Origin of the sequence: Janthinobacterium tructae (genome assembly GCF_006517255.1) — a bacterium.
In the GTDB taxonomy this organism is placed as follows: domain Bacteria; phylum Pseudomonadota; class Gammaproteobacteria; order Burkholderiales; family Burkholderiaceae_D; genus Janthinobacterium; species Janthinobacterium tructae.
Map to the genome: position 1 here is coordinate 831,268 of NZ_CP041185.1, position 24,287 is coordinate 855,554.

The 24,287-nt window shown below is 65.6% G+C and carries 23 protein-coding genes; 17 read left to right on the forward strand and 6 right to left on the reverse strand.

What is annotated here, in order from left to right:
* Positions 1–174 precede the first annotated feature (174 nt).
* Complete coding sequence (locus FJQ89_RS03605) at positions 175–405, forward strand: hypothetical protein (protein ID WP_141169079.1); 231 nt, start codon at positions 175–177, stop codon at positions 403–405.
* Here the strand turns inward: FJQ89_RS03605 and FJQ89_RS03610 are convergent.
* Positions 359–1,456 carry a DNA topoisomerase IB gene (locus FJQ89_RS03610; RefSeq protein ID WP_141169080.1) on the reverse strand — a complete coding sequence of 366 codons (1,098 nt, stop codon included), beginning with the start codon at positions 1,454–1,456 and terminating at the stop codon, positions 359–361. The two genes, FJQ89_RS03605 and FJQ89_RS03610, sit on opposite strands and share 47 nt — an antisense overlap.
* A 92-nt stretch (positions 1,457–1,548) precedes the next feature.
* Between FJQ89_RS03610 and FJQ89_RS03615 the strand changes: the two genes are divergently transcribed.
* Positions 1,549–1,932 carry a YkvA family protein gene (locus FJQ89_RS03615; RefSeq protein ID WP_141169081.1) on the forward strand — a complete coding sequence of 128 codons (384 nt, stop codon included), beginning with the start codon at positions 1,549–1,551 and terminating at the stop codon, positions 1,930–1,932.
* On the opposite strand, the gene FJQ89_RS03620 is transcribed toward FJQ89_RS03615, so the two are convergent.
* From FJQ89_RS03620 to FJQ89_RS03630, 3 genes are all read right to left on the reverse strand, one after another.
* Positions 1,929–3,119, reverse strand: a complete 1,191-nt coding sequence (locus tag FJQ89_RS03620; RefSeq protein ID WP_168208351.1) for a serine hydrolase domain-containing protein — start codon at positions 3,117–3,119, stop codon at positions 1,929–1,931. The two genes, FJQ89_RS03615 and FJQ89_RS03620, sit on opposite strands and share 4 nt — an antisense overlap.
* Before the next feature lie 123 nt (positions 3,120–3,242).
* Positions 3,243–4,538 carry a cation:proton antiporter gene (locus FJQ89_RS03625; RefSeq protein WP_141169083.1) on the reverse strand — a complete coding sequence of 432 codons (1,296 nt, stop codon included), beginning with the start codon at positions 4,536–4,538 and terminating at the stop codon, positions 3,243–3,245.
* 51 nt (positions 4,539–4,589) lie between these two features.
* A complete protein-coding gene (locus tag FJQ89_RS03630) occupies positions 4,590–5,705 on the reverse strand; it encodes a mechanosensitive ion channel family protein (RefSeq protein WP_141169084.1) in 1,116 nt (371 codons plus the stop codon).
* A gap of 261 nt (positions 5,706–5,966) precedes the next feature.
* On the opposite strand from FJQ89_RS03630, the gene FJQ89_RS03635 reads away from it, so the two are divergent.
* The 3 genes from FJQ89_RS03635 to FJQ89_RS03645 are packed head-to-tail and all read left to right on the forward strand — an operon-like array spanning position 5,967 to position 10,883.
* Positions 5,967–8,234: an alpha,alpha-trehalose-phosphate synthase (UDP-forming) gene (locus FJQ89_RS03635; protein WP_141169085.1), complete on the forward strand. Its 2,268-nt coding sequence runs from the start codon at positions 5,967–5,969 to the stop codon at positions 8,232–8,234.
* A complete protein-coding gene (otsB, locus tag FJQ89_RS03640) occupies positions 8,234–9,025 on the forward strand; it encodes a trehalose-phosphatase (RefSeq protein ID WP_141169086.1) in 792 nt (263 codons plus the stop codon). The genes FJQ89_RS03635 and otsB overlap by 1 nt, the downstream gene beginning before the upstream one ends.
* Positions 8,997–10,883: a glycoside hydrolase family 15 protein gene (locus tag FJQ89_RS03645; RefSeq protein ID WP_141172611.1), complete on the forward strand. Its 1,887-nt coding sequence runs from the start codon at positions 8,997–8,999 to the stop codon at positions 10,881–10,883. Before otsB ends, FJQ89_RS03645 begins: the two co-directional genes overlap by 29 nt.
* 72 nt (positions 10,884–10,955) lie before the next feature.
* On the opposite strand, the gene FJQ89_RS03650 is transcribed toward FJQ89_RS03645, so the two are convergent.
* Positions 10,956–11,879, reverse strand: coding sequence for a LysR family transcriptional regulator (locus FJQ89_RS03650; protein WP_141169087.1), 924 nt, complete (start codon positions 11,877–11,879; stop codon positions 10,956–10,958).
* Positions 11,880–11,998: 119 nt separating this feature from the next.
* On the opposite strand from FJQ89_RS03650, the gene mdcA reads away from it, so the two are divergent.
* From mdcA to FJQ89_RS03700, 10 genes are all read left to right on the forward strand, one after another.
* Positions 11,999–13,672: a malonate decarboxylase subunit alpha gene (gene mdcA / locus FJQ89_RS03655; RefSeq protein WP_141169088.1), complete on the forward strand. Its 1,674-nt coding sequence runs from the start codon at positions 11,999–12,001 to the stop codon at positions 13,670–13,672.
* Positions 13,673–13,680: 8 nt separating this feature from the next.
* Positions 13,681–14,559 carry a triphosphoribosyl-dephospho-CoA synthase gene (locus tag FJQ89_RS03660; RefSeq protein ID WP_423245187.1) on the forward strand — a complete coding sequence of 293 codons (879 nt, stop codon included), beginning with the start codon at positions 13,681–13,683 and terminating at the stop codon, positions 14,557–14,559.
* A complete protein-coding gene (locus FJQ89_RS03665) occupies positions 14,546–14,854 on the forward strand; it encodes a malonate decarboxylase subunit delta (RefSeq protein WP_141169090.1) in 309 nt (102 codons plus the stop codon). Before FJQ89_RS03660 ends, FJQ89_RS03665 begins: the two co-directional genes overlap by 14 nt.
* A complete protein-coding gene (locus tag FJQ89_RS03670; protein ID WP_141169091.1) occupies positions 14,851–15,705 on the forward strand; it encodes a biotin-independent malonate decarboxylase subunit beta in 855 nt (284 codons plus the stop codon). The genes FJQ89_RS03665 and FJQ89_RS03670 overlap by 4 nt, the downstream gene beginning before the upstream one ends.
* Positions 15,702–16,514 (forward strand): biotin-independent malonate decarboxylase subunit gamma, encoded by an 813-nt coding sequence (gene mdcE / locus FJQ89_RS03675; protein ID WP_141169092.1) that lies wholly within the window; start codon positions 15,702–15,704, stop codon positions 16,512–16,514. Before FJQ89_RS03670 ends, mdcE begins: the two co-directional genes overlap by 4 nt.
* A gap of 54 nt (positions 16,515–16,568) precedes the next feature.
* Complete coding sequence (gene madL, locus FJQ89_RS03680) at positions 16,569–16,982, forward strand: malonate transporter subunit MadL (protein WP_141169093.1); 414 nt, start codon at positions 16,569–16,571, stop codon at positions 16,980–16,982.
* Positions 16,975–17,739, forward strand: a complete 765-nt coding sequence (madM, locus tag FJQ89_RS03685) for a malonate transporter subunit MadM (RefSeq protein ID WP_141169094.1) — start codon at positions 16,975–16,977, stop codon at positions 17,737–17,739. Before madL ends, madM begins: the two co-directional genes overlap by 8 nt.
* Positions 17,739–18,356: a malonate decarboxylase holo-ACP synthase gene (locus tag FJQ89_RS03690; protein WP_141169095.1), complete on the forward strand. Its 618-nt coding sequence runs from the start codon at positions 17,739–17,741 to the stop codon at positions 18,354–18,356. Before madM ends, FJQ89_RS03690 begins: the two co-directional genes overlap by 1 nt.
* Positions 18,353–19,285, forward strand: a complete 933-nt coding sequence (gene mdcH, locus FJQ89_RS03695) for a malonate decarboxylase subunit epsilon (RefSeq protein ID WP_141169096.1) — start codon at positions 18,353–18,355, stop codon at positions 19,283–19,285. The genes FJQ89_RS03690 and mdcH overlap by 4 nt, the downstream gene beginning before the upstream one ends.
* Before the next feature lie 64 nt (positions 19,286–19,349).
* Positions 19,350–20,381, forward strand: a complete 1,032-nt coding sequence (locus tag FJQ89_RS03700; protein ID WP_168208353.1) for a S41 family peptidase — start codon at positions 19,350–19,352, stop codon at positions 20,379–20,381.
* 15 nt (positions 20,382–20,396) lie between these two features.
* Here the strand turns inward: FJQ89_RS03700 and FJQ89_RS03705 are convergent, their stop codons facing one another.
* On the reverse strand, positions 20,397–21,665 hold the full coding sequence (locus FJQ89_RS03705; protein ID WP_141169098.1) for a PepSY-associated TM helix domain-containing protein: 1,269 nt from the start codon (positions 21,663–21,665) through the stop codon (positions 20,397–20,399).
* A 238-nt stretch (positions 21,666–21,903) separates the two neighbouring features.
* Between FJQ89_RS03705 and FJQ89_RS03710 the strand changes: the two genes are divergently transcribed.
* Both FJQ89_RS03710 and FJQ89_RS03715 read left to right on the forward strand, forming a co-directional pair.
* Complete coding sequence (locus tag FJQ89_RS03710; protein ID WP_141169099.1) at positions 21,904–22,734, forward strand: alpha/beta fold hydrolase; 831 nt, start codon at positions 21,904–21,906, stop codon at positions 22,732–22,734.
* Complete coding sequence (locus FJQ89_RS03715; protein WP_141169100.1) at positions 22,734–24,281, forward strand: ATP-binding protein; 1,548 nt, start codon at positions 22,734–22,736, stop codon at positions 24,279–24,281. Before FJQ89_RS03710 ends, FJQ89_RS03715 begins: the two co-directional genes overlap by 1 nt.
* The last annotated feature ends 6 nt before the right edge of the window (positions 24,282–24,287 follow it).

Genomic DNA, 24,287 nt, shown 5'->3' on the forward strand with positions numbered 1-24,287 from the left:
GTATCCGTGTTCAAACGGCCGGGCGATAAGGTGCTGTCGCCCACTCTCCGCTACTGCCGAGCCTGTCAGCTTTGTCCTACCCATCTTGTCGAAACTGTCTGATTGTATGCCTTGCGGAAACACGCGATGATCGTGTCTATGCTGCAACAACCAACCAGTCTGATGGAGTATGCGATGTCCAAGCCAGCCAAGCCTAGTCATGTGAACAAGCCGTTTCTGCTGATCTGCCTGTTCACCTTGTCGACCCTGGCGGCCACCTGGATGAATACGGGCGAGGCGCAGACGAGCGATGCCGTGCCGGCGCCCGTGGCGCGCGATGTGGGCCATGGCGCCTTGCCAGTTTGCAGCAGCGATGCCCTCACACTGTCGGCCCGGTGCCAGCCGCAGGCTGCGCGCCAGGCTTGACCGCAGCCTGCAGCCGCTGCTGCAGCAAGGCCAGCACGGCCGCCTCTTCCGGCGCCAAGGCCGGTAAATCGTCCTGCATTTGCTGCCGCGCCCGCGCGCGCATGCCTTCCCATAAACTGCCATCCAGATACGCTTCCAGCACGGCCGGGTGCACATAGCACTTGCGGCAGATCGTCGGCGTGTTGCCCAGCTTCTTAGCCACCGATTCGATCGCCTGCACGATGTTTTTCTTCGCCTGCGCCTCGGAATCGACCTGTGCGAACCCCTGCAGGGCCAGCGCGGCCAGCAAGGTACCGGACCAGGTGCGGAAATCCTTGGCCGTGTAGTCTTCGCCCGTCACTTCGCGCAGGTAGTCGTTGACGTCGCCCGAATCGACGCCGTGACGCTCGCCGTGCTCATCCACATATTGAAACAGTTCCTGTCCCGGCAGCTCGCGCATGCGCTGCAGCACCCTGGCCAGGCGCCGGTCGCTCAGGCGAATATCGTGGCGCACGCCGCTCTTGCCCTTGAAGTGGAAGGCCACGGCGCCGCCGTCGACCTGCACGTGGCGCGTGCGCAGGGTCGTCAGGCCGAACGATTTGTTGGTGCGCGCATATTCTTCGTTGCCGATGCGCATCAGCGTCAATTCCAGCAAATGCACGATGGTGGCCAGCACTTTTTCACGCGGCAAGCCCGGCAGCTGCATGCCGCGCGCGACGGCGGCGCGGATGGCGGGCAGGGCGCGGCCAAAGCTGAGCATGCGCTCGTATTTGACTTCGTCGCGCACCTGGCGCCAGCGCGCATGGTAGCGGTATTGCTTGCGGCCGCGCGCGTCGCGCCCCGTCGCCTGCAGGTGGCCGTTGGCGTGCGGGCAGATCCACACGTGCGTCCAGGCCGGCGGAATGGCCAGTGCCTTGATGCGCGTCAGGGTGGTTGCGTCGCGCAGGAGCCGGCCATCCGCGTCGCGGTAGCGGAATTTGCCGGGCTGGCCCAGACGCGTGATGCCGGGTTGATGGTCGCCCGTGTAGCGCAGGCCGGCGGCGCGGGCCGTGCTGGTGGCAGATATTTCCATGGTGATAGCTTACCTTGCACGCCGCGCACCCGGCGCGCCGTTATGCTAAGGTGCGCATTCGTAACGCCGTGCACGGCAGACAGGAGCAGCAGATGTTTGGCAGAAAAAAGAATCTGGAACAAGACCACGCCCCACAGGCCGACAAGCGGTATGAAAAGAAATACACGGAAGACAGCTTCTGGGACAAGGTCGTCAAGTTCGCCAAGACGGCGGGACGCGAAGTCATCGAGAAAGCCCTGTGGCTGTATTACGCGGCCCAGCAGCCGAATACCCCGCTGTGGGCCAAGACCGCCATCTATGGCGCGCTCGGCTATTTCATCTCACCCATCGATGCGATTCCCGACATCACGCCCGTGATCGGCTACGCGGACGACCTGGCCGTGCTGGCGGCGGCCGTCGCCACGGTCGCCACCTACATCACGGCCGACGTCAAGGAGCGCGCCGCCGAGAAATTGCGCGGCTGGTTCGGCGCCTAGCCTTTCTTGACAGCGGGTGCGCCGCTGCCCCCATGGGCGAGCAGGCGCAGCACGACTTCTTTCTGGAATGAACGAAACTCCTTGTCGGCGCTGACATTGGCGAAGGCCAGCACTGCTGTCCTGCTGGCGCGGTCGACGCAGACGACGGACGCGGCGCCCGGGTCTCCGCCGCTGTGCGTGGCCAGCGGCTTGCCGTCGACATCGCGCAGCAGCCACACCAGGGCCTGGCGCACGGACGAGTCGGCAGGCACGACGGGGGCCGCTTGCGGGGCAAAAAACAATTGCAGGGTGGCATCTTGCAGGTAGCGGTGGCCATCGACCCGGCCGCCATTGCTGAAAATGGCCAGGAAACGGGCAAAGTCATGCGCCGAGCTGCGCAGCAGGCCGGCCGGCCAGTCCGGATAGCCGACGGGCGGCAGCACTTGCAGTCCCGCCTCCTTGTGCGCATACGGCTGGGCAACGACGGCGCGCCGCGGCAAGCCGGCCAGGTTCCAGGCCGTGCTGTCCATACCCAGTGGTTCGAACAGGTGCTCCTGCGCAAAGGCGTCGAGGCCGTCGGGGTTCAAGCGGCCCACCAGATAGCCGAGCAGGGCGATACCCACATTGCTGTAGCGCCATTCCGTGCCGGGCCGGGCGGCAAACGACACATCCGCGTCGTACCAGGCGCCGCCGCGCGACAGATAGCCCTTGACGAAGTCGCGCAGCGGTAATCGCGGGTCGCCCTGCACGGCAAACGCCGTCGTCTTTTCGTACACGGCATCGGAAATGCCCGAGGTGTGATTGAGCAAATGGCGAAAGGTGATGGGCACGTCGGGAAACTTCGGATGCATGAGCGGGAAGTCCAGGTAGGCCGCCACCTTGTCGTCAAGCTGGAAGGCGCCTTGTTCCAGCAGCATCATGATGGCCGTGGCCGTGACGAGCTTGCTGACGGAGGCGACATGGAACACCGTATTGGCATCGGCCTTCTTGCCGGCCTGGATATCGGCCCAGCCATAGCCGCGCGCAAAGATGGTTTGCTCGCCGCGCACCACGGCCACGCTCATGCCCGGCGTTTCCGTGCGGGCCAGGCCATCGCGCATGAAGCCGTCAAATTCCGTTTCCCACGCCAACCGGGCCGGATCGGTGGCGCAGCCCGTTTGCAGCAGGGCCAGTGAGACGCCGAGTCCCAGCACGCTTCTTCGTTTCATTGATACTCTCTTTTGCCATTTTTTAATTATCTTAACAATATTTCCGCCCGCCATAGGGGCAATTGACAAAACATTGCTTTGCAGCAATGACAAAGAGGGCTGACCAGTGCTTGTTTGCACCCCTTATTTGCGCCAGTAGCGTTCCAGCAGGGGTTTGACGGTCAGGCCGTGCGCGACGATGGAGAGGATGATGACGACCACGGTGATGTCGGCCAGCTCGCGCGCCAGGCCGCGCGGCAAGCCGTGCGCGATGGCATAGCTGAGGTAGTACAGCGAGCCGATGCCCCGCACGCCGAACCACGCGGCCAGGCCCCGCAGGCGCACGCTGGTGCCCGACGCCAATAAACCGAGCATCACGCTGGCCGGGCGTGCCACCAGCAGCAGGAACAGCGCCACGCTCCACGCCTGCCAGCTCCAGGCCGCCGCCGTGACGGTGCCACCGAGCAACAGCACCAGGGTCAGTTCGGACAGGCGTTCCAGGTGTTCCTTGAAGACGAGCGATTCGCCGCTGACGGTCAGCGGCACTTCGCTGGCGTGCGGTTTGGCGGCGGACACGGCATGGGCTTCCTCGGCTTGCAGCAAGCCTTGCCGGTCTTTGGGCGCGCCGGCCAGGCGCAGTTCCGTCTGGCGCAGGGCCACGCCGGCAAAGAAGACGGCCAAAAAGCCCCACGCGTGCAGCCAGGTAGTCAGGCCGTAGACGAGGGCGATCAAACCCAGCGCCGCCAGGTCGTCCAGCATTGCGTGTTTCGGCTCCTTGGCGCGCACCTGCCAGCCCAGCCAGGCCAGCAGCGCGCCGCCGGCCGCACCCAGGGCGATGGCGGCGCCGCTGGCCCAGACCAAATCGCGCCACAGCCAGGTGGCGCCATGCGGTCCCAGTTCATGCAGGCCCAGCAGGCCCAGTCCCAGCATGACGAAAGGAAAGCCGCTGCCATCGTTCATGCCCGCTTCGCTGGTCAGGATGAAGCGCAATTGCTCGCTGTCGCCCGCATGGCGCAGCTGCACGTCGGTGGCCAGCACGGGGTCGGTGGGCGCGAGGATGGCGCCCAGCAGCACGCCCGCGCCCAGCGGCAAACCCAGCACCAGGTAGGCAAAGGCTGCCACCAGGGCCACGGAAATGGCCATCGACAGCCACGCCAGGCGCAGCGAGGGCAGCCAGCGCGCCAGGCTGAAGGGCACGGGCATTTTGACGCCGGCGGAAAACAGGGAGATGAGGACGGCGATTTCCGTCAGGGTTTCCAGCAGGGGCGCCTGCTGCAGCAGGTCAAACGCAAACAGGCCGAGGAACATGGGGCCCAGCAGCAGGCCCACGCCCAGGTAAGCCATGGCCGAAGTCAAGGGCAGGCGCGCGATGCGGTCGGCGCCCAGGCCGCGTGCCAGCATCAGGCAGCCGATCAGGATGAACCAGGCGGTGGTGCTCATGCGAACCATTGTAGCGGCGCGCGGGCAAGGGCAGCGCGCCGCAGGGAGTTGTTACACCTTGCAGAGCGTCACGCTGTCGTGCTGCGCCTGCATGCCATGTACCTCGATGGGGTCGTGCGTGGAGCGCAAGCGGGGCAGGCTGTGCGGATAATTGCTCGTGATAAAGGCCAGCATCTGCTCGCGCACGATGCAGCGCAGCTCGAAGGCCGTGCCCGAATCTTTCGCGCTGATGAGAAAGCGCACGCGCACGGCCCGCTCGTTCGAATCCGTCGCCTGCACGGTGCAGACGCGGCCATCCCATTGTGTGGCGGACGCGCAGATGCGCGTCAGTTCCGCGCGCAGCGGTTCGATCGGGACGCTGAAATCGAGCCACAGGAACACCGTGCCCAGGATGTCCGAGGAGGTATGCGTCCAGTTCTCGAACGGATTTTCGATGAACCACTGCAGCGGCACGATCAAACGCCGTTCATCCCACACGCGCACGACCACGTAGGTGCCCTTGATTTCCTCGACCGTGCCCCATTCGCCATTGACGATCAGCACGTCGTCGATGCGGATGGGTTGAGAAAACGCAATTTGCAGCCCGGCAATGAAATTGCCGAGCACGGGGCGGGCGGCGATACCGGCCACCAGGCCCGCCACGCCGGCCGAAGCGAGCAGGCTGGCGCCGATCTGCCGCGCGCCGGGCAAGGTCAGCAGCACGAAGGACAGGCCCAGTAGGACCACGATGGCGTGCGCGCTGCGCGTCAGCACGCGGGCCTGGGTGATCCGGCGCCGCGCGCGCAGGTTGTCGGCCGCGTCGACGGGGTTGATCTGGGAAATCGTGATGGAAAGCGACTCGATGCATTGCATGGCCAGCCAGGTCAGCGCGATGATCAGCGCCACGCTGGTGACATGCGACATGGCGACCAGGCCCGGCGTGTCGTCGGGCGCGCTGGCCAGCACCATGCGCAGGCCGAAGACGATCATGGACAGCTGGCTGGCGCGGAAGGCCACGCGCGCGAGGTTGCGGGTGAACGGGTGGCCATTGGCGAGTTTTTTCAGCAGGCCGATGCCGGCCCGGTGCACGCCGATGGCGACCAGGGTGACGAGCAGGGCGGAAACGAGCACGGTCAGCGCCGAGCGCAGCGGGCCTCCCATCAGCGAGTGAAACGTGCTGAGATCCATAGGCGAAAACTCCTTCGTTATTGGTGAAATGGATGTCGGAAGCGGGTATTTTACGGGCAGATGGCGTCACGGGGGCGTGCGTTGCCGAACGGATAAGACTTGGCTTAACGTGGATACTGGAAGAAATTGCTGCGCTGCGCCATGTCACGTTGACGTTTCACTACGCAAAGCAAACGCGCGCCGCCCTATTGGAAATATAGCCATACTTGCAATGGTTGTTTATGTCTGCAAAGGAAAACGATGATAGTACGATCACTCCGAATGTCCTTGCGCTTCATCCTGCCGCTGGCCCTGGTGCTGGGATTGTTTGCTTATATTGTGGTACCCCTGCTCGATAATATTACCTTGCGCTGGTATGTGCGCGACCTCGACAGCCGGGCGGAATTGCTCGCTGGAACCCTCCGCCCCTCGCTCACCGAATACCTGCCCGCGCAAGACGCCACCCGCATCGGTGAACTGTTCCAGGGCGCCACGCGCGACGAACGCCTGATCGCCATCGGCTTTTGCGACAATGCGGGCCACTTGCTGTACCAATCCGCGCAATACCCGGCCTCCATCGGCTGCTGGAGCACGCCTCCCACAGGCGGCCTGTATAAATCCCTGGCGCAACTGCCGCAAGGGCAAGTCCACCTCAGCGAAACGCCCGTCATGCAGGATGCGTCCCAGCTGGGCCGCCTGGTGCTGGTGCAGGACATGAGCTTTGTCGAGCGCCGCAATACCGATACCAAGCGCTTCATTTTTGCCTTCCTGGCCGTGCTGGCCGTGCTGATTTCCCTGATGACCGTGTTCGTGGCCCACCTGAGCTGGCGCGGCTGGCTGTCCGCCGTCAAGGATATTTTACGGGGTGAATTGCTGCCGAAAAGTAATGGCGCAGTGGCCACCGCCACGGCGCCCGCCGCCGCGCCCGCGCCGCCGCCGGAAATGCAGCCGCTGATCGGCGACTTGCGCGAACTGCTGCAGGAATACCATCTGGAACGCCAGAGCGACAGCGGCTGGTCATCCGACTGGACGCCGGACAAACTGCGCGCGTTGCTGGAAGCGGACTTGCAGGGCGACCAGGTGCTGGTGGTGTCGAACCGCGAACCGTATATCCACACCAAAACGGAAACTGGCATCACCGTGCAGCGTCCCGCCAGCGGCCTGGTGACGGCCGTGGAAGCGGTGATGCGCGCCTGCTCCGGCACGTGGATCGCGCATGGCGCCGGTTCCGCCGACCGCGAGACGGTGGATAAGCTCGACCACGTGCCCGTGCCGCCCGATAACCCCAGCTATACCTTGCGCCGCGTGTGGCTGACGCAAGAGGAAGAGCAGGGCTACTATTATGGCTTTGCCAATGAAGGCATGTGGCCGCTGTGCCATATCGCCCACGTGCGTCCCGTGTTTCGCTCGTCCGACTGGGAACAGTATGTGAAAGTCAACCGCCGCTTCGCAGACGCCGTGATCGCCGAGGCGAAGACGGACAACCCTGTCGTGCTGGTGCAGGATTACCATTTTGCCTTGCTGCCACGCATGGTGCGCGAAGCCTTGCCGAAGGCGACCATTATCACTTTCTGGCATATCCCCTGGCCGAACTCGGAATCGTTCGGCATTTGCCCATGGCGCGAGGAAATCCTCGACGGCTTGCTGGGCAGCACGATCCTCGGTTTCCACACGCCGTTCCACCGCAAAAATTTTCTCGAAACGGTGGACCGCTACCTGGAAACCCGCATCGAGCCAGAGGCTTCCACGATTTCCTACGGCGGCGAGATGACGCAGGTCGAGGATTACCCGATCTCCATCGCCTGGCCCGAGGATAATCCCGAACAGCCCGACGTGGCTACCTGCCGCGCGCAAATCCGCGCCGAACTGGGCGTATCTGCCGACCACTTGCTGGGTATCGGCGTCGACCGCCTCGATTACACCAAAGGCATCGTCGAGCGCTTCCAGGCCGTCGAGCGCATGCTGGAACAGCAGCCCGGCATGGTGGGTAATTTCACTTTCGTGCAAATCGCCGCCCCCAGCCGTGCTTCGCTCGATGAATATCAAAGTTTTGATGCCAGGGTGCGCAAGATGGTCGAGCGCATCAACCGCCGTTTCGGCAGCGGCAACTACGTGCCCATCTTGCTGAAAGCCGAACATCATGGCCAGGACGACTTGCAGCGCTATTTCCGCGCTTCCGAGGTATGCATGGTGACGAGCTTGCATGACGGCATGAATTTGGTGGCCAAGGAATTCATCGCCGCGCGCGACGACGAGCTGGGCGTGCTGGTGCTGAGCCAATTCACGGGTGCCGCGCGCGAGCTGCACGAAGCGCTGATCATCAACCCGTACCACATCGAGCAGGGCGCCGATGCCCTGTACCGTGGCCTCGTGATGCCGCCCGTGGAACAGCGCGAACGCATGAAAAGCATGCGGGCACGTGTCAAGCATTTCAATGTCTACCGCTGGGCCGGGCGCATGCTGCTGGACGCGGCCCGCTTGCGCCAGCGCGACAAGGTCATGACCAAGATCGACGCCCACAGCCGCATCAAGCGGCGCAAGGGGCTCTGATGACGCAGACTCTTGACGATAGCGCGGCCCTGTTGCAGCTGCTGAGTGCGCCCGGGGCAGCCGTCTTCCTCGACTTCGACGGCACCCTGGTCGACCTGGCGCCCACGCCCGATGGCGTCCATGTGGCGCCAGGTGTCATTGAAGCGCTGGCGCTGCTGGCCGAACGCCATGGCGGTGCGTTGGCGCTTATCTCCGGGCGTCCCGTGCCGCAGATCGATGCCATGCTGGCGCCCCTGGTCTTGCCGGTGGCGGGCGTGCATGGCGTGGAACGGCGCGGCGCCGATGGCGTGTTGCACGTGGCGGCCACGCCCGATGTCTCTCCCGTGCTGGCGCGTGCCCGGGCGCTGGCCGCTGTCCACCCCGGCTTGCTGGTGGAACAGAAGCGCGGCGCCGTGGCCCTGCATTACCGGTTGGCGCCCGAACTTGAGCAACTGTGCTTGCGTGAAATGACGGCCGCCGTGCAAGCGTGCCCGGGGGTGTTGCTGTTGCATGGCAAAATGGTCCTGGAAGCCAAGCCGGCGGCCACCGACAAGGGCGGCGCCATCGCCGCCTTCATGCAGGAATCCCCGTTTGCCGGCCGCCGGCCCGTGTTCGCGGGCGACGACACCACCGATGAGGCAGGCTTTGCCTTTGTACAACAAGCAGGCGGGCAGGGCGTGAAAGTGGGTCTCGGTCCCAGCGCCGCCACCCTGCGACTGGCCAGCCCGGGCGCCTTGCGCACCGCGCTGCTGGCCGCCTCCATATCCCCAGAAGGAGTAGATGATGACGAGTTCCCAAGAACAAGCGTATGACACGCCCAGCGGCGCCACCGCCTCGCAGGCCGCTTCCGCCACCGCGGCGGCCAGCGCGTCGGCACCCGCCACGCCCATCCAGGCTAGCCTGAACTGCGGCGTGGTGGGCAATTGCGCCTTCAACGCCCTGATCGACCAGGCCGGGCAGGTCGTCTGGTCCTGCCTGCCCCGCTTCGATGGCGATCCCGTCTTCAACAGCCTGCTGGACGCCACGGAAAACGGCAGCGTATGGGCCATCGACATCGAGAACTTCGCGCGCAGCGAGCAATTCTACGAGCCGAACACGGCCGTACTGCGCACGCGCCTGTACGACACCGAAGGGCGCGGCGTGGAAATCACGGATTTCGCGCCCCGTTTCCTCAGCCGCGACCGCATGTTCCGCCCGCTGATGCTGATCCGGCGCGTGCGCCCGCTCGACCACGCCGTGCGCATCCGCGTTCGGCTGCGCCCCCGCTACGACTGGGGCCGACTGGCGCCGCAGATCACGCAGGGCAGCCACCACATCCGCTACGTGGGACCGGAACAGACCTTGCGCCTGAACACGGATGTGTCGCTCAACTATGTGCTGAGCGAAACGTATTTCGTGCTGGGCGGCACGGCCAACTTCCTGCTGGGCCCCGATGAAACCCTGGCCGGCGGCATCGACGAGACGGCGCGCATCTTCGAAAAGGACACCATTAATTACTGGCGCACCTACACGCGCCGCCTGGCCGTGCCGCTGGAGTGGCAGGACGTGGTCATTCGCGCCGCCATCACCCTGAAACTGTCGCTGTATGAAGACACGGGTGCCATCATCGCCGCCATGACCACCAGCATCCCGGAAGCGCCCGGTAGCAGCCGCAACTGGGATTACCGCTACTGCTGGCTGCGCGACGCCTTCTTCGTCGTGCGCGCATTGAACAGCCTGTCCGAGGTGGGCACGATGGAAGAGTATTTGCGCTGGCTGACGAATATCGTCGCCCGCTCGAAGGGCGGCCACATCCAGCCCCTGTACGGCATCGGCCTGGAAGAGCAATTGCCGGAATCGACGCTCGACCACTTGCCCGGCTACCGGGGCAATGGTCCCGTGCGCGTTGGCAACCAGGCGCAGGAACACTTCCAGCACGACGTCTACGGCAATATCGTCCTGGGCGCGGCGCAGGCTTTCCTTGACCACCGGCTGTTCCACCGGGCCGGCAAGGCCGAGTTTGCCGCACTGGAAGCCGTGGGCGACCAGGCATTCCGCTTGCATGCGGAGCCGGACGCGGGCATGTGGGAGCTGCGCACGCGGGCCAGGGTGCATACCTCGTCCATGCTGATGAGCTGGGCCGCCTGCGACCGCCTGGCGAAAGTGGCCCATAAACTGGGCTTGCCGGACCGCGCCGACCACTGGAACAGCCGCGCCGTGCTGATCCGCGAAAGATTACTGCGCGAAGCGTGGAGCGAGGAGCGCCAGGCCTTCGCGGAAAGCCTGGGCGGGCGGGACCTCGATGCCTCCGTCCTGCTGATGGCGGAAGTGAACTTCATCGACCCCATGGACCCGCGTTTCATCGCCACCGTCGACGCGCTGGAAGCGTCGCTGTGCGACGGCCCCTACATGCGCCGTTACGAAGCGCCCGACGACTTCGGCAAACCCGAGACCGCTTTCAACATCTGCACCTTCTGGCGCATCGACGCGCTGGCGCGCATCGGCAGGAAAGATGAAGCGCGCAAAATTTTTGAGACGATGTTGATGGCGCGCAATCACCTGGGTTTGCTGTCGGAAGACACGCATCCCGTGACGGGCGAAATGTGGGGGAACTTTCCGCAGACGTATTCGATGGTGGGCTTGATCAATTGCGCGGTCAGGTTGTCGGCGCCTTGGGATAGCGCGATTTAAGTTTATCCCCAAAGTAAAGTCCGGGGTCGGACCCTCAAGGTCCGACCCCGGCATTTTTGAAGTTTGGGGTAATCATGCGCCAGCGCGCTTCTCGTCACGCCCATACAACCTGCACTCCGCCGCCAGCGCCAGCAAATTCGCATCGCGCTCGCGGCTGCTCAGCATCAGCAGGGTGATCTGCTGGTGCGAGCCGTAGCGCGCGTCCAGGGGCAGCAGTTCGATGCGCGAGCTGAAGGCGCGCACGCGGCCCGGCAGCAGGCTGTAGCCGATGCCGCCGCTGACCAGGTTGATCAGCGAGAAGATGTCGCCGACGCGCATGGCCGTGTCGGGTACAAATCCTGCCAGTTCAAAGGCATGGTTGAAGCTTTGCGAGGTGACGAAACCCTCGTTGAGCGTGACGAATTTATCATTGTGCAGCTGCTGCAAGTCCACCGATGCCGCCCCCGCATAGGGCGAGCCCAGCGGCGCGGCCAGGTAGACGTCGTCCTGGAACAGGGGCACGGACACCAGTCCCGCATGCTGTTCGTCTTCCTGCACGCCGATGATGATGGCGTCCAGCCGGCCGTCAGCCAGGCTTTGCAGCAGGTCGCGGTTCGAGCCCAGGGTCAGGTCGATGTCGAGCCCTGGCCTGCGCAGCTTGAGGGCGATCACCAGCTGCGGAATGCAGTGCAGGGTCAAGGAATACAGCGAACCGATTTTCAGGCGCACCGGGTTGATGCCCGACATTTCGCGCACCTTGCGCACGCCTTCCTCGCATTCGGCCAGCGCGCGCCGGGCCGATTCGGCAAAGGTGTAGGCCGCATGCAGGGGGATCAGGCTGCGCCCCTCGCGCTTGAACAGGGGGCAGCGCAAGCCGTCTTCCAGCGAGTGCAGGGCGCGGTGCACGCTGACCGTGCTCTGGCCCAGCGCATCGGCCACGCGCGCCAGGTTGTTCAATTCCATAAAGCTGAGAAACACTTCCAGCTTTTTCAAGGTGATTTCTTCGTTGATGGCCATGACTAGCCTCTTTCATGGAGGTTCATTAACTTCAGGGTAATGAACATGGTAGCAGGTTGATTGTCGCGGTGATGCTTTCGTTCTATCGTCAGGGTTCGATAGCTCACTTCGGAGGCATGATGTCAACCGCCACAGCAGCGCCAGCGCAGCGGCAAAAACAATGGGACACGCGGCGCACCGAGAAACGCCGCCGTCTCGACGCCGTGCGCCAATATGCGAACGGCCCCGTGCTGCAACAGGGCGATATGGTCGCCGTGCTCGAAGCCTTGCTCGCGCCGGGCGACCGCGTTGTTCTTGAAGGCAACAACCAGAAGCAGGCCGACTTTCTTGCCCGCATGCTGACCCAGGTCAATCCCGACAAGATCCACCATCTGCACCTGATCATGCCCAGCGTCAGCCTGCCCGAGCACCTGGACCTGTTCGAGCGGGGCATCGCCCGCAAGCTCGATTTTTCCTTTGCCGGCACGCAAAGCCTGCGCATCGCCCAGTTCCTGCAGGATGGCTTGCTGGAAGTGGGCGCCATCCACACCTATATCGAACTGTATGCGCGCCTGTTCGTCGACCTCACGCCCAACGTCGTCATGGTGGCCGGCTACATGGCCGACCGCCAGGGCAATCTGTACACGGGTCCCAGCACGGAAGACACGCCCACTCTGGTGGAATCGGCGGCCTTCCGCGACGGCATCGTCATTGCCCAGGTGAACCAGATCGTCGACGACGTCAGCGACTTGCCGCGCGTCGACGTGCCCGGCTCGTGGATCGATTTCGTCGTGCAGTCCGACAAACCGTTCTTCATCGAGCCGCTATTTACCCGCGACCCGCGCGTCATTAAACCTGTGCACGTGCTGATGGCCATGATGGCGATCCGCGGCGTATACGAAAAACACCAGGTGCAGTCACTCAATCACGGCATCGGTTTCAATACGGCCGCCATCGAGCTGATTTTGCCCACGTATGGCGAGCAGCTGGGCTTGAAAGGCAAGATTTGTCGCAACTGGGTGCTCAATCCCCATCCGACCCTGATACCGGCCATCGAAACGGGCTGGGTCGAGAGCGTGCACTGCTTCGGCGCGGAGCTGGGCATGGAAGGCTATGCGGCCGCGCGGCCCGACGTCTTTTTCACGGGCCGCGATGGCTCGATGCGCTCGAACCGCGCTCTGTGCCAGCTGGCGGGCCAGTACGCGGTCGACCTGTTCATCGGTTCGACCCTGCAGATGGATGGCCTGGGCAACTCGTCGACCGTGACGAACGGCCGCCTGGCGGGCTTTGGCGGCGCGCCCAACATGGGCCACGATCCGCATGGCCGGCGCCACCCGACACCCGCCTGGCTGGACCTGATCGAGACGGACGATCCGCTGGCGCGCGGCAGGAAGCTGGTGGTGCAGATGGTCGAGACGTTCCAGGACGGCGGCCAGCCGACGATCGTCGAGTCGCTCGATGCCGTGGCCGTGGGCCAGGACAGCGGCATGCCGCTGGCGCCCGTGATGATCTATGGCGACGACGTCACCCACGTGCTGACGGAAGAGGGCATCGCCTATCTGTACAAGGCCCGTTCGCTCGACGAGCGCAAGGCCATGCTGGCGGCGGTGGCCGGCGTGACGCCCATCGGCCTGCGCCATGACCCGAAGACCACGGCGAAATTGCGCGCCGATGGCCTGATCGCGCTGCCCGAGGATATCGGCGTGCAGCGCGGCGCGGCGAACCGCTCGCTGCTGGCCGCGAAAAGCATCGCCGACCTGGTCGAATGGTCCGACGGCCTGTATCAACCCCCCGCCAAATTCAGGAGCTGGTAATGACCACGATGATGACAATGACTATCGCGCTGCCGGTGCGGGAACGCTGCGCCGCGCTGGCGCGGCAGGTGTTGCAGGCGCTGCTCGACGAAGTGACCTTGACGCCGAAACCGGGCCTGGTCGATTTGCGCAGCCGTGGCGCCCACGCGGACTTGAACTGGGCCTTGATGTGTCATTCGGCCTGTGTGCTGCAGCCCGTGTTTGCCGCCATGGCTGACGCTGGCGCGCAGAGTGAAGACGACGACCTGCTGCGCCAGCGCATCGGCGCCATCGGCCGCGATGGCGAAGCGCTGATGCTGACAGCCACGGGCGGCGTCAATACGCACCGGGGCGCCATCTGGGCGCTGGGCTTGCTGGTGACGGCGGCGGCGCAGCAGGGCGCGCGAGGCGCATCGCTGGCGCCGCAAGCCGTGGCGGCGCGGGCCGGTGCGCTGGCCCGCTTGACGGACCACGCTGCGCCTGTCGCCACCGGCAACAAGGGCGAGCTGGCCTGCCTCCAGTATCAGGTGGACGGTGCGCGGGGGCAGGCCCGCGCCGGTTTTCCACTGGTGACGTGCGCCGGGTTGCCGGCTTTGCATGCCTCGCGTGCGCGCGGCGACAACGAAACGACGGCGCGCCTGAACGCCTTGCTGGCAATTATCAGCCAGCTGGACGACACCTGCGTGCTGTCGCGCGGCGGCGAGGCGGCTTTGCTGGCGCTGCAGGCAGGGGCGGCGCGGGTGCTGGCGGCCGGCGGCGCGGCCACTGCCGCCGGATCGCAGGCGCTGCTGGTGCTCGAAGCGGTGGCGCTGGCGCGCGGCGTGTCGCCGGGCGGCGCGGCGGACCTGCTGGCGGCCACCCTGTTCCTGGATCGATTGACAGAAGGAGACGCGCATGGAAACGCGTAACTACGAATTTCCCGCCGGGCCGGCGGCGGCAGGGCGGGCCCTGGCCGGCGTGGTCGGTTCGGGCGACCTGGAAGTGCTGCTGCAGCCCGGCGACGATGGCGTGATCCGCATCGTCGTCAACACCTCCGTCGACGGCAAGGGCGCCGTGTGGGATGCGCTCTTGCAGCGCGTATTCGGCGGCGAGCCGCTGCCGGCGGCGACCATCGTCATCAACGATTGCGGCGCCACGCCGGGCGTGGTGCGCATGCGCATCGAGCAAGCTTACGAAGAATTGCAAGCGGGGAGGGCGGCATGAGCACATTGAAGGAATTGCTGGAGCGCGACAGCTTCATCGAACGCGGTGCGCGCAGCCGGGCCAAAGCCTTGCTGGACGCGGGCAGCATGCGCGAGTTGCTCGACCCGTTCTGCGGCATCGCTTCGCCCTGGCTGCCGCGCCAGGGCGTCACGGCCCAGGCGGACGATGGCGTGGTGGTGGCCAAGGGCTTGTTCGACGGCCAGCCGGCCGTGGTGCTGGCCATCGAAGGCGCCTACCAGGGCGGCAGCATGGGCGAAGTGGGCGGCGCGAAGATCGCCGGCGCGCTGGAACTGGCGGCGCGCGACAACCGCCAGGGCGTGCCGACGCGGGCCGTGATCCTGTTCGAGACGGGCGGCGTGCGTCTGCAGGAAGCCAACCTGGGTCTGGCGGCGATTGCCGACATCCATGCCGCCATCGTCGACCTGCGCCGCTACCAGCCCGTGATCGGCATCACGGCCGGCACCGTCGGCTGCTACGGCGGCATGTCGATCGCAGCGGGGCTGTGCAGTTATCTGGTCGTCACGCGCGAGGCGCGCCTGGGCCTGAACGGCCCGGCCGTGATCGAGCAGGAGGCGGGCGTGGACGAATTCGACTCGCGCAACAAACCGTTCATCTGGAGCCTGACGGGCGGCGAACAGCGCTTCCACAGCGGCCTGGCCGATGCCTACGTGGACGACGACACGGCGCAGATGCGCGCCACGGTGGCTGGCTTGTTCCGGCGCGGCCTGCCGGCGCAGCACCGTAGCGATCAGGCGGAAGGCTACCTGGCGCGCCTGGCCAACGTCGATGCCAGCGTGCAAGCCACGCCGGACGCCGTGCGCGTGACCTACAGCAAAGGAGAAGCAGCATGAACGCCATCACCGACACGAGCCGCGGCGCCACCTGGCTGGCGGCACTGACGAATAACACTGCGCCGCTGGACGGCTATCCCGCTTCCGTGAGCGTGGTGGACGCGCCGCTGGCGGGCGAACTGGCGCGCTACCTGGCCGTGCTGCCCGACCCGGACAACCGTTTTACCCGTGCGCGCACGGGTGAAATCGGCCTGATCGAGGCGTGGCAGCTGGCGCGCGCCGTGCAGCAGATAGTTTTTGAGGACCGCGAGTTGGCGGTAAAACGGCCCATCGTCGCCGTCATCGACGTGGCCAGCCAGGCGTATGGCCGGCGCGAAGAAGCCTACGGCATCCACCAGGCGCTGGCCGGCGCGGCGGGGGCGTATGCCGAGGCGCGCCTGGCCGGCCACCCCGTGATCGGCCTGATTGTGGGCAAGGCCATGTCGGGCGCTTTTCTCGCCCACGGCTACCAGGCCAACCGCCTGATCGCGCTCGACGATCCGCAAGTGATGGTGCACGCCATGGGCAAGGCGTCGGCGGCGCGCATCACCTTGCGCACGGTGGAGGCACTGGAAGCGCTGGCCGAGACCATCGCGCCCATGGCTTACGACATCGGCAACTACGCCACCCTGGGGCTGCTGTGGCAAACCTTGCCCGTGGCGCAGCCGGATGCGCCGTCGGAGCTTGATCTGGCGCAGGTGCGCGCCAGCCTGCAGGCGGCCCTCAGCGATATTCGCGCCGACCCGCAGCGCGACCTCTCCAGCCGCCTGGGCGCGCCGCACCGCCAGGCGTCGGCAAGAGTCAGGGAGGTGCTGGGACAGCAGTGGTAGGTGAAACAACAGAGAAGACATCAAGTCATTCCTATTCCTATAACGGAGACAATCATGATCATTTACGGAACCGCATTACTGGCCCTGTGCCATTTGCTCGGCATCTTCCTGGGCGACCTGCTCGGGCAGTTGATGGGCGTCAAAACCAACGTGGGCGGGGTGGGCATTGCCATGCTGCTCTTAATCTGTGCCCGGCTCTACATGCAGCGGCGATCCTGGCTGCCGCAGATGACGGAACGGGGCGTCGAATACTGGGGTGCCATGTATATTCCCGTGGTGGTGGCGATGGCGGCGCAGCAGGATGTGGTCGCGGCGCTGCGCGGCGGGCCGGCGGCCGTGCTGGCCGCCATCGGTTCCGTCGTCGTTTGCGGCGCCGTGATTTCTCTGATTAACAGGATGGAAAGCCCGGCCGCCATCGCGGCTGCCGAAGCCGAGTCGATTCTGATCAAGGAGCACCGTCATGCTTGAACTCTTTGAAAAAGCCGCCGCCCACAATGGCCTGGTGACGGCATTCGCCGTAGTCGGACTGATCATGCTGGTATCGGTGGCGCTGTCGAAGTATCTGACCCTGGGCCGCGTGCATGGCTCGGCCATTGCCATCGTGATTGGCCTGGGCCTCGCTTACTGGGGCGGCGTGCATAGTGGCGGCCATAAGGGACTGGCCGATTTGTCGCTGTTCGGTGGCATCGGACTGATGGGCGGCGCCATGCTGCGCGACTTCGCCATCGTCGCCACCGCCTTCGAGGTGCAGGCCACCGAGGCGCGCAAGGCCGGCTTGATCGGCCTCGTGGCACTGATGCTGGGCGTGGTGCTGCCGTTCCTCGTCGGCGCTGGTGTCGCTTATGCGTTTGGCTATTCGGATGCCGTCAGCATGACCACCATCGGCGCCGGCGCTGTCACGTATATCGTCGGCCCCGTCACGGGCGCGGCCATCGGCGCCAGTTCGGACGTGATGGCCCTGAGCATTGCGGCGGGCTTGATCAAGGCCATCCTGGTGATGGTGGGCACGCCCGCCGCGGCGCGCTTCCTGCGCCTGAAAACACCGCGTTCGGCGATGGTGTTCGGCGGCCTGGCCGGCACCGTCAGCGGCGTATCGGCCGGATTGGCCGCCACCGACCGCAAGCTGGTGCCATATGGCGCGCTGGTGGCCACGTTTCACACGGGCCTGGGCTGCCTGCTGGGCCCATCCTTGCTGTTCTTTGCCGTCAAGGCGGTGGTGGCCTGATGCAAAATCTTCGCGCGCATGATCTGCTATGGGCATCCGGCCTGCCTGAGGGGGCGCCGTTGCCCGCCTGGCTAGACGCTGTCTGGCTGCGGGCGGCGCCGCTGGTGGTGCGGCGCGCCAGCTGCGCGCCCGGACGTATCCCCGTGGGCGTGCGCGGCATGCTGCGCAGCGAGCGGCACGCATGCGAAGTGGAGGCCGCCGCCGTGCTGCACCGGGTGACGCCGGAAATGCTGGCGCGGCTGGCGCGCACGCCGCTGCCTGGGCCTTCCTGCGCCGCGCTCGATGCGCTGCGCCAGGTGGCGCCCTTGCTCGACGCCACGGGCTGGGCCTGGGGGCCGACGGGCGGCGTTGGGTTCGCGCTGGCGAGCGGCTTGCCCGTGCTGCGCGCCGACAGCGACCTCGATCTCGTGCTGCGCATCGCCGCGCCACCGGACGCCGACCAGGCCGACGCCCTGCGCGCCATCGCGGCGAGTGTCACGGCGTGCCGGCTGGACCTGCAGATCGACACGGGCCTTGGCGGCTTTGCGTATGCCGAATGGGCAGCGGGCCGGGGCAGGGTGCTGCTGAAAACGGATCGCGGCCCGCTTCTGACGGCCACGCCATGGGAGCTTGCATGAGCGTGTTATTTACCTTTCCCGGCCAGGGCGCCCAGACTCCGGGCATGCTGCATGCGCTGCCGGACGATGCGGCGGTGAGAGATTCCCTGGCTGAAGCGGCGGGAGCGCTGGGCCACGATCCTTTGGCACTGGATACGGCCGCCGCACTGGCATCGACGCGGGCCGTGCAACTGTGTCTGCTGATCGCCGGCGTGGCGATGGCGCGTTCGCTGGCCGCGCGTGGCGCGCTACCGGACATGGTGGCCGGCTTTTCCATCGGCGAGTATGCGGCGGCGGTGGTGGCTGGCGCGCTAGATTTCACCGATGCCCTGCGCCTGGTGGCGCGGCGCGGGCAGCTGATGGAACAGGCGTATCCCACCGGCTACGGCATGGCGGCCATCATCGGCCTGGATCTGGCGCAACTCGAACCCTTGCTGGCCCGGGTGCACGGCGCCGCCACGCCAGTATATGTCGCCAACCTGAACGCTCCGCGCCAGATCGCCATTGCCGGCAGCGAGCCCGCCCTGCAAGCCGTGATGGCGCTGGCCCTGGCGCACGGCGCCAGCAAGGCCAAGCGCCTGGCCGTCAGCGTGCCGTCGCACTGCCCGCTGCTGGACGCCGCCGCGCTGGACTTGCGCGCCGCCTTCGACAGCGTGACCGTGCGCCGCCCGTCGCTCGTCTACCTGAGCAGCAGCGCGGCGCGCACGCTGTTCGATGCTGCCCGCATCCGCGACAGCCTGGCCGCCAACATGGCACAGCGCGTGCAATGGGCCGCTACCTCGCGCCTGGCGTGGGAACGGGGCGCCCGGCTGGCCCTGGAAATGCCGCCCGGCAGCGTCCTGACGCGCCTGACGGCGCCTGACTTCACCGATGGCGTGGCCGTCTGCTGCGACGGCAACCGGGTCGACAGCCTGCTGGCGCTGGTGCGGCGGGAGCGGAACGGGCCTTGATACAGCGCAATATGGCGTAGCGCTTTCCGGTAAAATCGGTGCACCCGCATTCTACGGAGCCGCCATGCCACTGTCCCGTCCAGCCGCTGCAGCCTTGCTCGCTTTTACCATGTGCTGCGGGACCGCACGGGCGGAAATGCCCGTCCTTGATGCCGCCACGCGGGGGCAGTTGATCGATACCCTGCGCCAGCAGCTCAATGACTATTATGTGTTTCCAGAGGTGGCCGCCAGCATCGATGCGGCACTGCGCGCCAAGCAGCGCGAGGGCGGCTATGACGGCATCACCGATGCGACGATATTTGCCAACGTGTTGACCGCCGACCTGCGCACGTTCGGCCACGACAAGCACTTGCGCGTGAATGCCAGCGATACTGCGCTGCCACGCAGCGCGGCGCCATCGCGGGAGCAACAGGACGAAATACGCCGACAGATGGCCGCGCGCGGCTATGGCGTGGCCAAGGTCGAGACACTGGCGGGCAATGTCGGCTACCTGGATTTGCAAGGCTTCTCCCGCATCAAGGACGCGGCGCCCGCGATTGCCGAGGCGATGACGCGGCTGGCAGACAGCGATGCACTGATTCTTGATATGCGGGCCAATGGCGGTGGCGACCCGGCCGGCGTCGCCTTCCTGAGCAGCTATCTCTTCGACCAGCGTACGCATTTGAATGACCTGTATTGGCGCGAAGGCAAGCGCACGGAACAGTTCTGGACCGACACCGGCGTGCCGGGCAAGCACTATGGCCAGCACAAGCCGGTCTACGTGCTGACGGGGCCCCGTACTTTCTCCGGCGCGGAAGAATTCAGCTACAACCTGCAGCAACTCAAGCGCGCGACCCTGGTGGGCGAGACAACGGGAGGCGGCGCCAATCCCGGCCGCATGCGTGAACTGGGTCCGCATTTCGCCGCCTTCATTCCGAACGGGCGTGCCATCAATCCGATTACCAAGAGCAACTGGGAAGGCAGTGGCGTGACGCCCGATATCGGCGTGCCGGCCAGCGAGGCGCTGGAGAGGGCCCATCAGCTGGCGCTGGAACGATTGGCGGCGGCGAGCGCTGCTGCGCGGCAGGGGCCACAGCCGGGTGAATTGAAGCCCTAGTGTGACGCCTTGACACTATGAACGGGTTTCCACTGCCCTCAATTTATGCGTCTGCAGCCGGCGCGCGCGGCGTTTGCGCTCCCAGATGACGATGCCCGTCACCGACAGCATGGCGACCATGATGCCCATGAGGGACATCAAGATGCGTCCCGGTAAGCCGAGGATGCGGCCCGAGTGCAGGGGGAATTGCAGTTGCACGAAGACGTCGGCGGCCGTGCCTTCCCACGGCTTGTGCTGGCCGATGATGCTGCCGTCCATGCCGTCGACGTACAGGTTCGACAGGCCCATGCCGGCCGCGCCGAATTCGTCGGCGGGGTCGAAGAACGAGACGTTGTAGAACGAATAATTGCCGCCATAATAAATGCCGCCGATGGGCGCCGTGATGCCGCGCTGCACAGCCGCCTGTTTGGCAATGTCTACCGCCTGCTCGAAGCCGATCACGGGCTTAATATACGTGCCGTAGGGCGCCGGCGTCTGCGTTTCGTACGGTCCCGGCGTGGTGGTGGACACCAGCGACATGACGGGATAAAACACTTCGCGGTACAGGTTCAGCGAGAACGAGGTGAACGCGACGACGATGATGATGGCCCACACCCACAGGCCGCCCGCGCGGTGCAGGTCGAAATTGAGCTTGTAGCCGCCCGCCGCCCAGCGCACCACCCACGACGGTTTCCAGCGCCGCCACCAGCTGGCGGCGTCGCGGTGGCGCGGCGCCTCGTCCAGGGCGCGTGGGCGAAGGCGGCGTGGCGTGGTCAGGTAAAACGCCACCATGCTGTCGAGCAGCCAGATCAGGGCGACCGTGCCCATCAGCCAGTAGCCCCAGCGGTCCGTGCCCCAGAAAGCGGGCACGTGCAGGCTGTAGTGCAAGTGGCGCAGGAACGGCATCAGGCTGCGGCGCGACAGGGAAATGGCCGTCGAATCGCGCGCGCCCGTGATCTGCGCCGTGACGGGGTCGATGTACACGGTGTCATAGTCGAGCACGAACGGCTTGTTGGTCGCCGGATCGGTTAGCGGGCGCACCATGAAGGCGGCCGCATGGCCTGCTTCCAGGCCCAGGGTCATGTAATTGACTGCCACGCGCGGGTCGGCGGCAGCAACCTTTTGCGCCAGCACAAATGGTTGCTGCAGGGGGCCGCGGCCCGGCGTGTCCATGATGTCGGCGTTGAGCCATTCATCGAGTTCATGGTCCCACGACGTGACGGCGCCCGTGAGTCCCGCAACGATGAGGAAGAGGGCGATGGTGAGACCGGCCCAGCGGTGTATGACAGTCCAGAAAGCGCGCATGCGGTACAAACCTTCAACATGAAACCGGCTTGTTGCCGCCAGCAGGCGCCACCGGGGCGCACAGGGAAAAGCCAGGCACGGGCCTGGTATTTTGATAATGGGAATCGTTCTCATTATCCGCTGTGGCCAGTCGTTTGTCCAGCGCCATTGGTGTTGGCCCGGGGCAAACCGCGCATGCTAAGATGCTAGCAAGAAGTTAATTTACATTCCACATGGAAATAATCAAGGCTGAAGCGGCATGCGCATAGAAGATCGGAACAATATCCGCGTGAGCGAATGCAGCGCTGCGCCGCAGGCGGGCGCGGCAACCACCATGGTGTTCATGCATGGCTTTGGCTGCGACCAGACCATGTGGCGCTACCTGGAGCCGCTGTTTCGTCCCCGCTACCGCACGGTGCTGTTCGACCTGGTCGGCAGCGGCGCGTCCGACCTGGACGCCTATGATGTCGATCGCTACGTGCGCCTGGACGCGCATGGCGCCGATTTGCGGCAAGTCATCCATGCCGTCGGCGGCGGCCCCGTGATTTGCGTGGGCCACTCCGTCAGCGCCATGAGCGCCTTGCTGGCCAGCATCGCCGAGCCGGACTTGTTCGCCGCGCAAATCATGCTGGCACCGTCACCTTGCTATATCGATGACGCGGCGGCCGGCTACCGGGGCGGCTTCAGCCGTGCCGATATCGACGACTTGCTCGGTGCCATGGACAGCAATTACCTGGGCTGGTCCGCCAGCATGGCGCCGGCCATCATGGGCGCGCCCGGGCAACCGGCGCTGGGCGACGACCTGGCCAGCAGCTTTTGCCGCACGGACCCCGCCATCGCCCGGCATTTCGCGCAAGCCACGTTCTTGTCCGACCACCGCGCCATCTTGCCGCATAACCGCACGCCGGCCCTGATCGTGCAATGCAGCGACGACTTCATCGCGCCACCGCCCGTGGGCGAGTATTTGCGCGAGATGCTGCCGCACAGCAGCCTGCACGTGGTCGAAAATGTGGGCCATTGCCCGCACATGAGCGCACCCGATGCCAGCTACCGCGCCATCCGCCACTTTCTCGACGGCTTGCACCTGTAATGCGCGACACGCTGCCTTCCTTGCCTGATGCCAACACCCTGTTCCAGCACGCGGCCTGCGGCTTGCTGCTATGCACGGCCGACGGCACCATCGTGCAGGCGAACGCCACCTTTTGCGGCTGGCTCGGCTATGGCGCGGGAGAATTGCTCGGGAAAAAGAAATTGCAGGACTTGCTGACCATCGGCGGGCGCGTGTTCCACCAGACGCACTGGCTGCCGCTGATGCAGGTGCAGGGCAGCGTGTCGGAAATCCTGCTCGATATGCGCCAGCGCCAGGGGCTATCGATCCCCATGCTGTTCAATGCCGTGCGGCGCGTGCACGAGGGCGTGCGTTATGACGAGGTCGCCGTCTTTGTCGCCAGCGACCGGCGCAAATACGAACAGCAACTGCAGCTGGCGCGCAAGGAGGCTGGCGAACTCAACGAGCAGTTGGCGGCCGCCGACCAGCGCAAGGACGAGTTCCTGGCCACCCTGGCGCACGAGCTGCGCAACCCGCTGGCGCCGATCCGCAATGTGCTGGAAGTGCTGCGCCTGGCGCAGCTGGACGACCCGCAGCTGCGCTGGGCACGGGACGTGCTGGGCCGGCAAGTGGGACACATGACGCACCTGGTCGACGACTTGACTGAAGTGTCGCGCATCACGCGGGGGCGCCTGGAGTTGCGCCGTGCCAGTGTGGAACTGGCGCCCGTGGTGGACGCGGCCCTGCACAGCGTGGCCGAGCTGGCGGCGCAGTCCGGCCACAAGGTGCACTTGGAGCAATGGCCGCGGCCCATCTGGCTCGACGCTGACGCCACGCGCCTGGCGCAGATGATCGCCAACCTGCTGACCAACGCTGTCAAGTACACGCCCGCCAATGGCGTCATCTGGCTGGACGTGACATGCACGCAACACGAGGTGCGCATCAGCGTGCGCGATTCCGGCATCGGCATCGCGCACGAGCATCTGGACAAGGTATTCGACCTGTTTTCGCAGTTGCCGCCGGCCTTGTCGCTGGCCCAGGGTGGTCTGGGCATCGGCCTGTCGCTGGTGCGCGGCCTGGCCGAATTGCATGGCGGCAGCATCAGCGCGCACAGCGATGGCGTGGGGCAGGGCAGCACCTTCACATTGCGCCTGCCGCTGCCGGCCGTGCCTTTGCCGGCGTCTGCGCCCGCCAACCGCCGCTTGCTGGCCGGCACGCGCGAAGGCAAGGTGCTGGTCATCGACGACAGCGCCGACGCGGCCGAAAGCCTGGCGCTGGCGCTCGACATCCTCGGCTATGACGTGCGCACGGCCTACGATGGCGCGGCCGGCATGGCGGCCGCGCAAGCCTTCATGCCGCGCGTGATCCTGCTCGACATCGGCTTGCCGCACATGAATGGCTATGACGTGGCGCGCCTGCTGCGTTCCCAGCCGTGCGGCCAGCATGCCATCCTGGTCGCCGTGACGGGCTGGGGCCAGGACAAGGACCGCCAGATGGCGTCCGACGCGGGTTTTGATTTGCACCTGACCAAGCCCGTGGATTTTTATGAGCTCGATGCGGTGCTGCAGAAGATGCTGCAGGCGCAGTGAGGGACA

Coding starts and splice junctions, on each gene's coding strand:
- FJQ89_RS03620 (WP_168208351.1), bottom strand. CDS start 3,119: ATGAAACGAAGAAGCGTGCTGGGACTCGGCGTCTCACTGGCCCTGCTG.
- FJQ89_RS03610 (WP_141169080.1), bottom strand. CDS start 1,456: ATGGAAATATCTGCCACCAGCACGGCCCGCGCCGCCGGCCTGCGCTAC.
- FJQ89_RS03690 (WP_141169095.1), top strand. CDS start 17,739: ATGCAAAATCTTCGCGCGCATGATCTGCTATGGGCATCCGGCCTGCCT.
- FJQ89_RS03705 (WP_141169098.1), bottom strand. CDS start 21,665: ATGCGCGCTTTCTGGACTGTCATACACCGCTGGGCCGGTCTCACCATC.
- otsB (WP_141169086.1), top strand. CDS start 8,234: ATGACGCAGACTCTTGACGATAGCGCGGCCCTGTTGCAGCTGCTGAGT.
- FJQ89_RS03710 (WP_141169099.1), top strand. CDS start 21,904: ATGCGCATAGAAGATCGGAACAATATCCGCGTGAGCGAATGCAGCGCT.
- FJQ89_RS03660 (WP_423245187.1), top strand. CDS start 13,681: ATGATGACAATGACTATCGCGCTGCCGGTGCGGGAACGCTGCGCCGCG.
- FJQ89_RS03715 (WP_141169100.1), top strand. CDS start 22,734: ATGCGCGACACGCTGCCTTCCTTGCCTGATGCCAACACCCTGTTCCAG.
- FJQ89_RS03630 (WP_141169084.1), bottom strand. CDS start 5,705: ATGGATCTCAGCACGTTTCACTCGCTGATGGGAGGCCCGCTGCGCTCG.
- FJQ89_RS03605 (WP_141169079.1), top strand. CDS start 175: ATGTCCAAGCCAGCCAAGCCTAGTCATGTGAACAAGCCGTTTCTGCTG.
- FJQ89_RS03665 (WP_141169090.1), top strand. CDS start 14,546: ATGGAAACGCGTAACTACGAATTTCCCGCCGGGCCGGCGGCGGCAGGG.
- FJQ89_RS03615 (WP_141169081.1), top strand. CDS start 1,549: ATGTTTGGCAGAAAAAAGAATCTGGAACAAGACCACGCCCCACAGGCC.
- mdcH (WP_141169096.1), top strand. CDS start 18,353: ATGAGCGTGTTATTTACCTTTCCCGGCCAGGGCGCCCAGACTCCGGGC.
- mdcA (WP_141169088.1), top strand. CDS start 11,999: ATGTCAACCGCCACAGCAGCGCCAGCGCAGCGGCAAAAACAATGGGAC.
- madM (WP_141169094.1), top strand. CDS start 16,975: ATGCTTGAACTCTTTGAAAAAGCCGCCGCCCACAATGGCCTGGTGACG.
- FJQ89_RS03670 (WP_141169091.1), top strand. CDS start 14,851: ATGAGCACATTGAAGGAATTGCTGGAGCGCGACAGCTTCATCGAACGC.
- FJQ89_RS03650 (WP_141169087.1), bottom strand. CDS start 11,879: ATGGCCATCAACGAAGAAATCACCTTGAAAAAGCTGGAAGTGTTTCTC.
- FJQ89_RS03700 (WP_168208353.1), top strand. CDS start 19,350: ATGCCACTGTCCCGTCCAGCCGCTGCAGCCTTGCTCGCTTTTACCATG.
- FJQ89_RS03635 (WP_141169085.1), top strand. CDS start 5,967: ATGTCCTTGCGCTTCATCCTGCCGCTGGCCCTGGTGCTGGGATTGTTT.
- madL (WP_141169093.1), top strand. CDS start 16,569: ATGATCATTTACGGAACCGCATTACTGGCCCTGTGCCATTTGCTCGGC.
- FJQ89_RS03645 (WP_141172611.1), top strand. CDS start 8,997: ATGACGAGTTCCCAAGAACAAGCGTATGACACGCCCAGCGGCGCCACC.
- mdcE (WP_141169092.1), top strand. CDS start 15,702: ATGAACGCCATCACCGACACGAGCCGCGGCGCCACCTGGCTGGCGGCA.
- FJQ89_RS03625 (WP_141169083.1), bottom strand. CDS start 4,538: ATGAGCACCACCGCCTGGTTCATCCTGATCGGCTGCCTGATGCTGGCA.